This window comes from Microbispora sp. ATCC PTA-5024, assembly GCF_000511135.2.
Lineage (GTDB): Bacteria > Actinomycetota > Actinomycetes > Streptosporangiales > Streptosporangiaceae > Microbispora > Microbispora corallina.
The window spans coordinates 710,548-724,189 of record NZ_KI866523.1; the positions used below are offsets into that span (position 1 = coordinate 710,548).

Consider the following 13,642-nt stretch of genomic DNA (forward strand, 5'->3'; position numbering starts at 1 on the left):
CCGCCGCAGCTTCCGCGTCACGCTGACCGACCAAGGCCGCGCGATCATCGACGCCACACTCACCGACCACGCGGCCACCCTCAACCGCCTGATCTCCGGCCTCGCCCCCGAAGACGTCGCCACGATGACGCGCATCCTCCGCACCATGCTGAACACCGTCACCTGACAACCACCACGCCAGCGCCACGATCCCCCTCAGGTCCGCCACCAGGCGCGGCGACCCAGGTGGCAACCGCCACGAGCAACCCCTCAGGCCGCCATCACCAGGCACCGAAGGCCGCGTTCAACCTGGGGGTCCTGCTCGGCGAGTTGGGCGACACCGACGGTGAACGGGCTGCCTACCAGCCGGCCATCGACTCCGGCCACCCTCAGGCAGCACCACGTGCACGGCAAGCACTCGAAAGTCTGACATCTGCAAGGATCGACGGATCATGATCAACCTTCCGTCAGGCGCTGAGACTAACGCGTCGTCCTCCTCGCCGGCGGAATTGTCCTGGACGAGCCCGCCGAGTCAAGGGCGCCTACGGCGTCGCTGCGCGCGACAATCCAAACGATCAACGCCCAAACAACACACGGTCCAAGCGCGTCTTCGCGGCTCTCGCCGTCTCCGTGCGTGTAGATCTCCATCGTGACTGAGATCCGGCTGTGCCCGAGGATCGAATGACGGGCGACGTCGTTGGCGCGAGCCAAGATCGAAGAAATGAAGATCAATCCTGGGTGGGGCGTGGCTGCGGCTGATCGTTCCTGGAAGGGTCACGTTCCGCCGTACACGGTTTTGCGCTTCTCCGTGCCGTCTGCGACGGGGACGTAGACACCTGTCCGCACCATTCGCCGGCCCGAGGGATCAGGTTCAGCGTGCGGTGACGCGGAAGGACTCCCGCATCTCGGGCGACCACAGGGCCCAGGCGAGGGTCGCGAGAAGGAGGCCGTGGACGACCTGTTCGGCGCGGAACCAGACCGGGATGACACCGGGGAGGGCGACGTTGACCGCGACCAGGGCGCAGGCGACGAGGGAGATGATCCGGAGCCGGTCATAGGTGCCCTTCGATCCCGCGAGGACGCGCTTGGTCAGGATCAGGCAGATCACCGACCCCGCGAGGATGCCGCCGGCCTTGGTCCACACGTTGTCCGCCGGTTCCTGACCGAAGGCGGCGACGGCCATCGTGAGCAGGAACATGCCGACGCCGAGGCCCGCGATGGTGTAGGCGAGCCGCTTGATCAATGCGTTCTTTGTCATGGCTGTGACGGTACTTTAATTGCATGCGGCATGCAAGTATCTTAGAATGAACTCGTGCACGACCCTGAGAAACCCGACGAGCAGGACGTCCAACGCATGGTGGACGCCCTCCTCCTGATCAGCGACGGCATCGAACGCACCCGCAGGCGACGACCCAACGCAGGCCTGCTGCGCATGCTGCAACTCATCGCCACCACACAACCCGTCCGCACCTCCGACCTGGCCAAAGAACTCGGTGTCCACCAGTCATCGGCCACCCGCCAGGTCCAAGCCCTCATGGAAGAGGGCAAGGTTCAGGTCCTCACCGACACGGCCGACCGCCGGGCGAACACCATCACCATCACCGAGAAAGGCCGCGCCGAACTCGCGACCCTGGAACGCATGGGCCTGCAACGCTGGATGCTGTTCACTGCCGGCTGGACCGCCGCCGAAGTCCAGACCCTCGAACGGCTTCTCACCAAACTCCGCGCCTCGATCGCGGCCGCCAACCGCACGACGTAACCGGAGACGAGGGTTGAGCGGCAACCGAACGGCCAGTCCACGTCCAGGAGCCGGTGCGCTACGCCCGTCCGAACCACCAGCCCCGGACAGCCCCCGCGCATCTTGCCGGATCTGGTGCCTTAGCGATGGTCAACGAGGTTGCCCTCGGCAGCGGCCGTGAGGGTCTTGCGGACGACGCCGACGGAGACTTTCACTCCGGCGGCGATGATGCGGATGGGTTCCCCGCGTCGGCGGCACGCCACCCGCAAATGACTCACGAAAGCGCTCGTTGGTCAGGACCCCGCTGCTGAAGTGCGGGGCCGCTTCCTTTGGTGCTGGATCGGGCGGCTGTGCCGGGCACTGTCCGGCGCGCTGATCAGGAACGGACGGCCGGCTTCAGGATGTCCTGGCACCACTGGCGGAAACCGGTGGCGGTGGCGGAGGCCGGGTCGCGGGCTTCGGCGTCGTAGATTCCGTTGTTCTGCGCGTTGACCATGTCGGCCATGTCCTGGGCCAGCGCGGGGCTCGCGCCGTGCTGCACCATACGGGCCTGGAAGTCCGCGAGCGGGACCTGCTGGTAGCGCACCGTGCGGCCCAGGGTCTCGGAGATGATCTCGGCCATGGCGCCGGGGGTCAGGCTGTCGGGGCTGACCAGTGGAACGCGGGCCTGTCCGCTCCAGGCGGTGTCCAGGAGGAGCGCCGCCGCCGTGGCAGCGACGTCCCGGGTGGCGACGGTGAGCAACGGCTGGTCCGCGGTGTTCGCCATGGAGAACACCCCCTGCTCTGAGATCGGCTGGGTCTGACGGAGCAGGTTCTCCATGAAGAACGGCAATGCCAGGGCCCGGTACTGCACGCCCGTGCTCTCGATCAGCTCGTCCATGTCGAGCGCGGCCGACAGGAGTCCGGCCTCGTCCTGGTAGCCGTGGCCCAGGGAGGTGACGTGCACCATCCGTACGCCCCGGCTCGCGGCCTCCTCGGCCACGGCCCGGGTGAAGTCCAGGTAGTAGCGCCTGGCGGGGCCGGCGTCACGGAAACCGGCCGGGGGCACGAGCCAGAACAGCCGGTCGGCGCCCTCCAGCGCCTTCGCGATCGTGTCCGCGTCGGCGTGGGAGCCCTCCATCACCTCAACCTGCGCGCGCACGTGCTCCGGGAGCCGGGAGGGGTCGCGGACGATCACCCGGACCGGCTCACCGCTGTCCAGGACGCGAACCAGGAGCTGCCGGCCGATGTCACCGGTCGGCGCAGTAATGACGATCATGAGTGCCTCCATGCGTGGCGGTCGACGGCGAACCCCAGGGGCGCCGGGCGGGTGCTCACGAGTGAACCGGAAGCAACGGCGCAGGTGAAGGATCACCTTGGTCGCGATTGATACCCTGGGGATATGAATGATCTGGAGGTGCGGCAGCTCCGCTACTTCGTCGTGGTCGCGGAGGAGCTGCACTTCGGGCGCGCCGCCGCCCGGCTGGGCATGGCGCAGCCTCCGCTGTCCCGCACAATCCGGGACCTGGAACGGCAGCTCGGTGTGACGCTGTTCGAGCGGACCACCCGGCAGGTGAGGCTCACGGGCGCCGGAGAGGTCCTGCTGCGCGACGCCAGAACCGCCCTGGAGGCGATCACCGCCGCCGCTCACCGTGCTCGGCACGCAGGCAGCACCTCGCCCCGGCTGCGCATCGCACTCAAGGCCGACATCGACGGCGGCCTGCTGCCGCAGATCCTGGACGCCTACAGCGCCGATCCCGCCGCCCTGCCCCCCGAACTGGTCCTCGGAGGGTTCGGCGATCAACCCCAGGCACTGCGCGACGGCCTGGCCGACGTAGCACTCGTGCTCTGCCCCATGGACGACCGCGGGCTGGACAGCGAGCCGCTGCTCACCGAGCCGGTCCTGGTCGCCATGGCCGCGACCGATCCGCTGGCCGCCAGGACCGAGCTCTGCCTGGCCGACCTGGCCGGCCGGTACCTTCCCAACGGCGCGCCGGCCGACGCCGGCCGCGCCGCGCCGCGCCGGCCCGGGGCGACAAGGCCGGCCTCCAACCTGTCGGAGATCTTCAGCCTCGTCGAAACGGGCAGCATCGTGTTCTTCGCGCCTGCCTCGGTCGCCCGACGCAACCCGCGCCCTGGGGTCGCCTACCGGCCCGTCAGCGACCTGCCGAACTGCACACTGGCCATCGCGTGGCCCCAGGACGCCCGGTCACCGGCCGTCGGCGCCTTCGTACGCGTCGCATGCACGATCGCAGCCGACCACGGCACCCAAGCAGAGCCCCAGATGCAGAGCACGACCGCCTGAGCTGTTTCGGATTCGCTTCCCTGGACGTTGACCCAACAGCGCCGGACTTGCTCCCATGGGTGTCGTGGAGATCGTCGACATGACCGACGAGTACGCCGCGGACATCGTCACCTGGCGTTATCCGGCGCCGTATGACTGCTACGACCTCGTCGGCTCGGATGCCGGGCTTTTTACAGATCCGCGAAACGGATATGTCGCCCTGGTCGATAAGGGGGACCTCATCGGCTATCGCGTGTTCGGCCCCGACGGCCGCGTACCAGGCGGCGAGTACGACGAATCGGCGCTTGACACAGGTGGAGGTCTACGTCCCGAATTGACGGGCCGTGGTCTCGGTAAGCACGCAATCGCCACCGGTCTGGAGTACGGCGCCGCACGTTTCCGGCCCGCGGCCTTTCGGGTGACTGTCGCCGGCTTCAACATCCGTGCCCAGCGGGTCCTTCAGGGACTCGGCTTCGTGCCCAACAGAACCTTCACCGCCACAACAGACGGCCGCAGCTTCGTCATCTTGACTCGCCGGCAGCCTTGATCCTGCTGCGTGACCAACTGAGTGACAACGCCCACGAATAAAGGAGAGGCAGTGCCCGGCAAGGCCATCGCCTCGTCAGCCGGCCGCCAACTGCCGGAAGAGTGCCTCCTGTTAGCCTCATCGACATGATCGGGAGGGGAGCCAGGCAACGGGCATCCAGCGGGCCGGCTTCCGGTCCGCAGCGAGCTCTGATCATCGCCAGTTTCGTCAGCAGGGTAGGCAACGGTCTCTTCAACACCGCTGCCATCCTCTACTTCACGCTCGTGGTGCACCTACCCGCCACACAGGTAGGAGCAGGTCTGACGATCGCTGGCCTCAGCGGCTTGGCGGCCGGCATACCGGCGGGAAATCTAGCCGACCGGTACGGGCCACGCACGATCTGGCTGACGACCCTCGTCCTGCAGGCCGCCACAATGGCGGCCTTCGTCTTCATCAACAACTGGTTCGCGTTCACGCTCGTCGCCACCCTGGACCGGCTGGCCGCCACGGCAAGCGGCGCCGCGGGCGGTGCACTCATCGCAAGAGTCGGCGGCGAACGTCCTGCCGCCTTCCGGGCCAGGCTCCGCACCTTCGTCAATCTCGGCGTCGTCGTGGGCACCCTCGGTGCGGCCCTCGCCATCCAGATCGACACTCGCCCTGCCTACACCGGGCTGATCCTCGCAAATGCCGCCAGCTTCGCCTGCGCCGGACTGATCGTGTTCCTAGGCGTCCCGAACTACCGGCCTCTGCCCCGGCCCAAGGAGCACCGTCAGTGGTCCGTCCTGGCCGACCGGCCGTACGTGTCCTTCGTTGCGCTCTACAGTGCGATGGGCCTGCAGTACCAGACCGTCTCCCTGCTGCTGCCCATCTGGCTCACCGCCCACACCGACGCACCGCGCTGGACCGTGGCAGCGGTCTACGCGATCAACAGCGGCGTCTGTGTGCTGCTTCAAAGCAGGCTTGGCTCCAAGGTGGAAACCCCACGACAGGGTGGCCGCGCCTTCCGCCTCGCGGGTCTTCTGTTCCTCATCAGCTGTCCGTTGATGGCACTGACGGCTGATGTTCCCGCGTGGGTCGCACCGGTGCTCGCCGTCCTCGCCGTGTGCGTCCACAGCGTCGGAGAGGTGTGGGAGTCGTCGGCCGGCTTCGCGCTCGGCTTCGGTCTCGCACCCGAGCATGCCCAGGGGCAATATCAGGGCCTTTTCGGTATCGGTTTCGACGCGAGCCAAGCCCTCGCCCCTGTGATCCTGACCGGAGCAGTCCTTGCGCTCGGACACGCGGGATGGCTGATCCTCGGCGCCTTCTTCGCGGGTCTGGGCGCGGCAGGACCACCGGTGGCCGCATGGGCTGAGCGAACGCGCCCCAGGAAACCCGGCACGGAAGCTTCCGCACCACGTCGGCACGGTGAATCGCCGCTGCTGGAGGCCGGTTACTGAGGTTGAACTGGTGATGTCGCGGGTCCGTTGATCACGTCGATGTGCTGGTCAGCCCCCGTGGGTCGTATCGGTCCGCGAAGCGCCCGCCCTCTCGAAGGAGGGCGGGCGTGTGCGTCTTGTCAAGTAGAGGAACGTGCGGTTCCAAGGCCGGATGAGGTAAGCGGCAGGTCAGCCCCAGAGAGCCGAGTTGCCGAAGTTGGCGGGCTCGGTCTCGCCCGCCGCCCCCACCGTGTCGGTGGTCGTGATCGTGATCGTGGCGTCGGGCAGACCCGACGACGTCGCCGTGATGGTGGACGTGCCGGCGTAGGAGGAACGGAACTCGATCGCCATCTTCCCGTTGAAACCCTGGACACCCGGGGTGAAGGTGTACGACTTGCCGCCGGGCAGGACTCCGGGGCCGCCGGTGACGGTCAATGTGACGGCCCGGGTGTCGTTGACCCAGGCGCCCGACGAGTTCCGCATCGTCACCACGAGCTGGGTGTCCGTGGTGCCGTCGTCAGTGATCGTGGTCGGCGAGTACCTCCCCGCCTCCAGCGTCATCCGGGTCGCCGTGCCGCTCGTCGACTGTTCGCGGGCCGCGGGCGTGGGGTCGGCGACATTGGTGATGCCCGTCCACCTCGACTTGTTGGCCCGGTACCAGTACCACTGGTCCTTCGGTAGCCGGTAGTAGTCGATCATGCCCATGCGGGCGAAGGCGGCGCTCATGATCGTGCCGTGGTCGAAGCCCGCCCAGATGGCCAGTCCGGCGCTTCCGGTCGTGAGCTTGAACCTGGTGCCGTCCGACGGGTCCGCGACGTCGCCGTACGTCGGGCCGTACGTGCCGGGCCGGTCGGAGGTGTACGACCCGTACTCCGAGACGACGTTCGGCATCCACGTGTTGGTGATCTTCCCGCCGTCGCCGTTGTATCCGGCGACGTCGGAGACCGAGAGCTGGTCGAGCGAGCTGCGTTGCACGCCACCCAGCCCCGCCTTGCGCGTCGGATCGAGCTGGTGTGCGTAGTCGCGCATCTTGCTCACCAGCGCCTTGGCGTTGCCCAGGGTGGCCGAGGACGTGAAGAACACCTCGTTGCCCATCGACCAGTTGATGATCGAGGGGTGGTTGCGGTTGATCCGGATCATGTCGCGGAGGCCGTCCATGGCGCTCTGCTCGAAGGCCGCCTGGTTGGCCGTCTTCTGGGGATAGCCGTCCGCCTGGTAGTCGCCGACGGTGCCGGTCGGCGTGGGCTCCCTGCCGGCGGTCGCGGTCGCCCAGAAGGTCGCCTCCGACCAGAGCATGACACCGAGCCTGTCCGTGGCGTCCGCGAAGGACGGGTCGTGGGGATAGTGCGAGCCCCGGATGAAGTTCATGCCGGCCTCACGGATGTAGCGGACGTCGCGGTCGAATCCGGAGTTGGTGACGGCGTTGCTCCAGCCACCGTGGTCCTGGTGCGCGTCCGCCCCGACGAGCAGTGTCTTGACCCCGTTGAGATAGAAGCCGTCCACCTTCCACTGTGCGCTGCGGAAGCCGAACGTGGTGTCGTACCTGTCGACGACGACGCCGTCGCTGACGGCCCCGTCCGGAGTGCGGTCGACCACCAGAGAGGTGGTCATGGTGTAGAGCGCGGGGTTGTTCGGCGCCCAGAGGTCGAGATTCTGCAGCATGGCGGAGGTGCTGGAGAGGGATCCGCTCAGCGCGTCGAGTGTCGTCGTGGCGGCGGCGCCGAGCGTCCGTACGGGCGAGTCGAACGTCGCCAGCACGCCGGCCGATCCCTGCTTGCGCACCTCCTGGCGTGCGTAGACGTCGACCGCGGAGGAACCGTCGTTGCGGACCTCGGTCTGCGCTCTCACGTTGGAACGGCGGGCGGCGATGTTCGCGCGCAGGTCGGTGTCGCTCGGATACTGCGACAGGTCGATGTTCCTGTAGTACGCGGAGTTGCTCGTGTCCCAGGCCGGATTGGTGAGCGCGGGGGTGGTGACGAAGGTGCCGTACCAGGTGACGTGGACGTTGTCGGTGACGTTCAGGTAGACGTCGCGGTAGAGGCCGCCGCTGAACTGGTGGTCGCCCGTCCGGGGGGCGAGGTCCGGCTGCCAGCGGTTGTCCACGCGCACCGCTACCACGTTGTCGCCGGTCCGGATCGCGTTGGTGATGTCGAAGGCGAATCCGGTATAGCCGCCCCGATGTGTGCCTATCTTGGTTCCGTTGACCCACACATCAGTGATCGAGAACGCGCCCTCGGACTCGAGTTCGACGCGCTTGCCGTTCCAGGATGAGGGAACGGTGAAGTGCTTGCGATACCAGCCCGCACCCACGTAGAAGTTCTGCCCGCCGGTGGAGCCGCCCACGTCGTACGGGGCGTCGAAGTCGTGGGGCAGCGCCACGGGGACCCATCTCGAGTCGTCGAAGCCCGGGTTCTGGGCGCCCGTCACGTCCGAACGGATGAACTTCCAGCTCCGGTCGAAGTCGACCTTCTGCCGGGAGTTCCCGTCGGCCGGCGGGCTGGGTGACGGCGAGGGGCTGGGTGACGGCGAGGGGCTGGGCGACGGCGAGGGGCTGGGCGACGGCGAGGGGCTGGGCGACACGGGCGGCGGCGACGGGCTCGGCGTCGGTGTGGGCGTCGGGCTGGGGCCTCCGGCGGTGCTCCACTTCTGGTTGGCCTGGCCGCCGCAGGTCCACAGGATGACCGCGGTCCCGTTGGCCGTGCCGTTGCCGTTCACGTCCAGGCACAGACCCGACTGCACGCCGGTGACCGACCCGTCGGCGTTCTGCCGCCACTTCTGGTTGTTCTGCCCGTTGCACGACCAGATGATCACCTTCGTGCCCGGCGAGGTCCCTCCGGCGTTGGCGTCCACGCACCGCGTGCCGCCGAACGTCCGCAGCTCACCGGCCGAGGTGAACTCGAACGCCTGGTTGGTCTGCCCGGAGCAGTCCCAGATCTCCAGGGCGGTGCCCTGCGCGTCGGTGTTTCCCGTCACGTCCAGACACCGGCCGGAGGCGGCGCTGACCAAGGACGACGCGGCCGCCGACGCCGGCGCCGCCCATGCCGGCGCCGTCACCAGCGCTGCGGCCATCACGGCGAGCAAGGCTTTCCTGCGCACGTGTGGGAGGGAGTGCAACGATCCTCCTGGGGGGTGCGAGCTGACCGGGGGTGGCGGCCGGCGGCGTCGGTGCCCCGAGACGATGTGAGCGTTAACATTCAAGAGCCAGGAGACCCGCCTTGAGGACCCACCGGTTACCAGAGTGCTGTCGATCTCGAGGCAGATCGTTCTCCTGATCGGAAGCTATCAGCGCAGCCATCTCGGTCAATAGACCCGATCAGTGCACCGTTGAAGACACCGCCGTCGCAACGGCACAGATACCGAAACCTGCAGATGAATCCCCAGGTCGTGATCGGATCCACGGTGCCGACGGCTCCGCCGGGAAGCCGGAGACCTCGGATGTACAGGTGGAAAGTTTCAGCCGCCTGGCGGGACGACGCCGAGCCGGTGGGCTACCCGGCCACCGCAAGCCGTCGGGACGCCGCAGGGGCCGGGAGGGCCAGAGAGGCGAACGCTCGGATACAACGTCCGGCGAGCCCCTGCTACGTCTGGCCGGTTCAGGCCAGGACGGTGACCGGGTCGCCGAGTCGTAGTTCGCCTCGGCCTCGGGGGATCAGGCGGATGCCGAACCAGGTCTTGCCGTCCCAGCGGCGATGGCGGGCGAGGGTGCGCAGGGGCTCCTTGCCCTTCTCCAGGGTGACCGGGTCGTAGGTGGGGACGGCGCAGCGGTCGCAGCGTTCCGAGACGCGGAAGGCGAGCGAGCCGATGCGGATCTCGCGCCAGTCGTCCTCGGCGTACGGGGGTGCGCCGTCGATCACGAGGTTGGGGCGGAATCTGGCCATGTCCAGGGGGGCGGGCGGGTCCTCCTGGCGTTCCACGGCGCCTTCGAGGATCCAGTCGTCCAGTTGGCGTAGCGAGGAACGGGAGGTGAGCAGGATGGGGGCGTCCCCGGCGAAGGTGACGACGTCGCCGGGCAGGCCTCCGTGGGAGGGCGGGACGGCGCAGCGGTTGGGGTCGTCGAGCCAGATCAGGCGGGCGGATTTGCCGAGCAGGCGGGTGAACCAGGCGTGGGCGTCGGGGTGCGCGAGTGTCGCGTGGTCCAGTTCGACGAAGCCCACGGGAACGCTCTCTCCGGTGGCCGGGGGGACCTTCAGTTGGGGCAGCCCCGGCGCGTCGAGCAGCAGCCCGTCCTCGTCCGTGGCGCCGGCGACGACGGACAGCATCCGGGGGTTCTCACCGGCCCAGTGCAGTTCCCCCTGCTCGTCGACCACGGCCCAGCGGCGGTCGCCCGCCAGCCCCCAGGGCTCCACGACCGCCGAATCCATTACCCACCCTGAAACCGACTTGACCGGGTATCTCCGGATCTCAGTTAGCTCCATGCCCGACACCGTACGTGCGAGAGAGCGCTTTCACGAGTGGTGGTCGTCCACCCGGGCTCGTCGTGAGGAGGCCGCCTGTCCGGCCGTCGCCCGTCTCGTACGGGATGAGCTTTGGTCTTTTCGCGGTCACGTCGTCGCCGGAGGAGGCTCCGCGCAGGCGCCGTCCGAGCCATGGCCTGAAATCTTCACACCGCCCGTCCTTCGATGCGGCGCGATCGATCAACGATCGAAGGACTCTGTCTGGCAGAGGCGCCGATAGGCCCGAGCGCGCAGGCGCAGGATCACTGCGGCCAGCAGGGCGGCAACCAGGGAACCGGTCAGGACGGCGATTCTGACCCGGGAGTCCGCGTCACCGGTGATGCCGAAGGCCAGTTCGCCGATCAGCAGTGAGACGGTGAACCCGATGCCGGCCAGAATCGACAGCCCGGCCACGTCGATCCAGGCCAGGCCCTCGTCCAGGGTGGCACGGGTGAAGCGGGCCACCAGCCAGGTCGCGGTCATGACACCGATCGGTTTTCCCACGACCAGCGCGACCATGATGCCCACCGCGATCGGGTCGGTCAGCGCGTCCGCCAGTCCTCCGAGCCCGCTGATCGTCACCCCGGCTGAGAAGAAGGCGAACACGGGGACGGCGATCCCGGCCGACAGAGGCCGGAACCGGTGCTCGAAATGCTCGGCCAGGCCTGGCTTGCTCTCCGATCTGTCGGTTGGCTCCTTGCGGAGGACCGGCACGGCGAGGCCGAGGAGCACTCCGGCGACGGTGGCGTGAACGCCGGAAGCGTGTACCAGCGCCCATGTGGTGAAGGCCAGCGGTAGCAGCAGCCACCATGAGCGCACCCGCCGCTGGACCAGCACGGTGAAGACGGCCAGCGGCGCCAGGGCTCCCAGGAGGGGCAGTGCTGCCAGCTGGCCGGTGTAGAACAGCGCGATGATGAGTATGGCGATCAGGTCGTCCACTACTGCGAGGGTCAGCAGGAAGGTGCGCAGTGCGGTGGGCAGATCTCGGCCGACCACCGCCAGAACGGCCAGGGCGAAGGCGATGTCGGTGGCGGTGGGAATCGCCCATCCTCGCGCGGCGGTGCCTCCGGCCAGCGCCAGGTACAGCAGCGCGGGCACGAGCACACCGCCGAAGGCGGCGGCCACCGGCACCGCCGCCTGCCGCGCGTCGCGCAGGTCGCCGGCGACGAATTCGCGTTTCAGTTCCAGCCCGGCGACGAAGAAGAAGATGGCCAGCAGGCCGTCAGCGGCCCACGTGGCGAGGTCGAGGTCCAGATGCAGGGCCGTGGGGCCGACGCGGATCGCGCGCAGATCCGTATAAGCCTGAGCCCATGGCGAGTTGGCCCATACCAGCGCGGCGAGCGCGGCAGCCAGCAGCAGCCCCCCGCCGATGGTCTCCTTGCGCAAGATGTCGGCGATCCGCCGTGCTTCTGGCCGTGTCCACCGGCCGAGCAGACGTGGGGCGCGGGTGAAGGTGGTACCGGGCATCGAACTCCGTCTGAAAGTATCGTCGGACGCTTCACTGCCGACCAGACTTCCCGGCGCACCTTGTCAACAACGTATCAAGACGAATGAAGACCTCGGAGCAGAGGCCGTCGCCGTCCTGCGATCAGAACTACAGGCAGACCCGGCCATCGCCGGTCTTTAGACTGCTGAGGTGGTCGAGCTGGGTTCGCGAGAGCGAAGGCAACCCCCGCCTCCTCATGTGGTGTGGGAGAGTCTGGCCGATCCACGGCGACCCGGTGGACGCCCATGGCTCGACCTGCGTCCCGACGAGGTCGACCCTCGCATCCTTCAGGCGGTGAAGCCGGTACTCGTGGTCTGGTCGTCGCTGTGGCCTGACAGGCCCGACGATGAGATCCGGTTCGACATCCGGCCGGCGGAGAACGGATGCGCACTGCGCTGGACGCTGTCGACGCCTGGAGAAGCTCCAGACCAGGCCGTCATCGGCCATCTGCGCCACCGGCTCAACTTCCTGATCAACGCTCAGCTGCGGTTCTCCTTCGGCCAGTAGGTCTCCCCGGCGTCGCGCGCCCCAGCACTCGGCGAGGTAGGGTCCAGGCCACTGACGATCTTGCGGACGTGCGCATCACCAGGGGAGGTGCCGCGATGAGCGCGCTTGGGATTCGGCTGCGGCCGGTGACGGAGGACGATCTCGACATGTTCCGGCGTTTCGTCACCGAGCCGGGGTTGATCGGCCTGGACTGGACGGGGTTCCGCGACGCGCAGGCCCCGGCGCGGCGCTTCGCCACCGACGGCTACCTGGGTGACGACGACAGCAGGATCATCGTCGAGGTCGACGGCGCGGCCGCGGGCGTCGTGAGCTGGTCGGCGCGGGGGTTCGGGGTCTCCCGATGCTGGGAGATAGGGATCGCCCTGCTTCCTGACTGGCGCGGACGCGGCATCGGCTGGCGCGCCCAGGCGATGCTGTGCGACTACCTGTTCACCCACACCCCGGCCGAGCGCATCCAGGCGGCCACCCAACCCGAGAACATCGCCGAACAGAAGTCGCTGGAGAAGGCCGGCTTCACGCTGGAGGGCGTCTTGCGCGCGGTGGAGTTCCGTGCCGGTCGGTGGCGCGACGGCTGGATGTACAGCAGGCTGCGAAGCGATCCCGCTCCCGCGACTCACTGAGCGATCCGGGGACGGCCCATGCCTTCAACGGCGTGGGTGTCGCCCTTCCCAACTCCTCGGATCGCTGAAAATTTCAGCTGCATCAGCCCGGATCACGACCACGCGACCAGCGTCTTCTCTGACCGATCCGAGCCCGCACGGTCACGGCTTCCAGCCCCTGGCCAGGTCGGATGCGCTCTCGCGAGAAATCATCGACCACGACGAGGTTTCGGGGACGTTTCCGGCTCGTTGACAGCCCAGAGGGGGTGAATCGATACTTTCGCCGTTGCGCCGATACTTTCGGCGACGGGGGCCGCACCTTGTCGAACCGATTCACGCCGCCTGGCGGTCTTCCCACCAGGCCCGCATGAGGAGGAAGCACGTGAACGACGTCCCCGTTCGCCGGAGAGGCCGCGGACGCGGCCGGGCCGGGCTGCTCATCGGCCGCGCCGTCGCCGTGGCGCTGGCCATGGCCGTGGCGCTGCTGCCGGGCGTCGCCCAGGCGGCGATCACCACGAACCAGACCGGCACGAACAACGGCTACTTCTATTCGTTCTGGACCGACGGCGGCGGCTCGTCGTCCATGACGCTGGGATCGGGCGGCAACTACAGCACCTCCTGGAGCAACGTCGGCAACTTCGTGGCCGGCAAGGGCTGGAGCACCGGTGGTCGCCGGTCGGTGAACTACTCCGGCAG

At 68.1% G+C, this 13,642-nt stretch carries 12 protein-coding genes; 7 read left to right on the forward strand and 5 right to left on the reverse strand.

Annotated features, from left to right (window positions below):
• Nucleotides 1–850: 850 nt before the first annotated feature.
• Nucleotides 851–1,237 carry a hypothetical protein gene (locus tag MPTA5024_RS15785; protein ID WP_157099490.1) on the reverse strand — a complete coding sequence of 129 codons (387 nt, stop codon included), beginning with the start codon at nucleotides 1,235–1,237 and terminating at the stop codon, nucleotides 851–853.
• A gap of 54 nt (nucleotides 1,238–1,291) precedes the next feature.
• Between MPTA5024_RS15785 and MPTA5024_RS15790 the strand changes: the two genes are divergently transcribed.
• Nucleotides 1,292–1,738 carry a MarR family winged helix-turn-helix transcriptional regulator gene (locus MPTA5024_RS15790; protein WP_036324768.1) on the forward strand — a complete coding sequence of 149 codons (447 nt, stop codon included), beginning with the start codon at nucleotides 1,292–1,294 and terminating at the stop codon, nucleotides 1,736–1,738.
• 355 nt (nucleotides 1,739–2,093) lie between these two features.
• Here MPTA5024_RS15790 and MPTA5024_RS15795 read toward each other — a convergent pair whose 3' ends face one another.
• On the reverse strand, nucleotides 2,094–2,975 hold the full coding sequence (locus MPTA5024_RS15795) for an NmrA family NAD(P)-binding protein (RefSeq protein WP_036324769.1): 882 nt from the start codon (nucleotides 2,973–2,975) through the stop codon (nucleotides 2,094–2,096).
• Nucleotides 2,976–3,098: 123 nt separating this feature from the next.
• Between MPTA5024_RS15795 and MPTA5024_RS15800 the strand changes: the two genes are divergently transcribed.
• From MPTA5024_RS15800 to MPTA5024_RS15810, 3 genes are all read left to right on the forward strand, one after another.
• A complete protein-coding gene (locus MPTA5024_RS15800) occupies nucleotides 3,099–4,001 on the forward strand; it encodes a LysR family transcriptional regulator (protein ID WP_036324770.1) in 903 nt (300 codons plus the stop codon).
• A gap of 64 nt (nucleotides 4,002–4,065) precedes the next feature.
• Entirely contained in the window at nucleotides 4,066–4,527 is a 462-nt protein-coding gene (locus MPTA5024_RS15805; protein ID WP_157099491.1) for a GNAT family N-acetyltransferase, read from the forward strand.
• Between the two features lie 125 nt (nucleotides 4,528–4,652).
• On the forward strand, nucleotides 4,653–5,942 hold the full coding sequence (locus tag MPTA5024_RS15810) for an MFS transporter (protein ID WP_063794700.1): 1,290 nt from the start codon (nucleotides 4,653–4,655) through the stop codon (nucleotides 5,940–5,942).
• 168 nt (nucleotides 5,943–6,110) lie between these two features.
• Here the strand turns inward: MPTA5024_RS15810 and MPTA5024_RS42205 are convergent, their stop codons facing one another.
• From MPTA5024_RS42205 to nhaA, 3 genes are all read right to left on the reverse strand, one after another.
• Nucleotides 6,111–8,990 (reverse strand): ricin-type beta-trefoil lectin domain protein, encoded by a 2,880-nt coding sequence (locus MPTA5024_RS42205; RefSeq protein ID WP_269750612.1) that lies wholly within the window; start codon nucleotides 8,988–8,990, stop codon nucleotides 6,111–6,113.
• Between the two features lie 524 nt (nucleotides 8,991–9,514).
• Complete coding sequence (locus MPTA5024_RS15820; RefSeq protein ID WP_036324771.1) at nucleotides 9,515–10,336, reverse strand: MOSC domain-containing protein; 822 nt, start codon at nucleotides 10,334–10,336, stop codon at nucleotides 9,515–9,517.
• A 219-nt stretch (nucleotides 10,337–10,555) separates the two neighbouring features.
• Nucleotides 10,556–11,821 carry a Na+/H+ antiporter NhaA gene (gene nhaA, locus MPTA5024_RS15825; protein ID WP_036324772.1) on the reverse strand — a complete coding sequence of 422 codons (1,266 nt, stop codon included), beginning with the start codon at nucleotides 11,819–11,821 and terminating at the stop codon, nucleotides 10,556–10,558.
• A 169-nt stretch (nucleotides 11,822–11,990) separates the two neighbouring features.
• On the opposite strand from nhaA, the gene MPTA5024_RS15830 reads away from it, so the two are divergent.
• The 3 genes from MPTA5024_RS15830 to MPTA5024_RS42210 form a co-directional block, all read left to right on the forward strand.
• The gene (locus MPTA5024_RS15830) at nucleotides 11,991–12,347 is read left to right on the forward strand and encodes a hypothetical protein (RefSeq protein WP_036324773.1); all 357 of its coding nucleotides are present in this window, start codon (nucleotides 11,991–11,993) and stop codon (nucleotides 12,345–12,347) included.
• Nucleotides 12,348–12,442: 95 nt separating this feature from the next.
• Nucleotides 12,443–12,967 carry a GNAT family N-acetyltransferase gene (locus tag MPTA5024_RS15835; RefSeq protein WP_036324774.1) on the forward strand — a complete coding sequence of 175 codons (525 nt, stop codon included), beginning with the start codon at nucleotides 12,443–12,445 and terminating at the stop codon, nucleotides 12,965–12,967.
• 361 nt (nucleotides 12,968–13,328) lie between these two features.
• Nucleotides 13,329–13,642, forward strand: a 314-nt coding sequence (locus MPTA5024_RS42210) for a glycoside hydrolase family 11 protein (RefSeq protein ID WP_232326488.1), incomplete at its 3' end; no start/stop codon positions are given.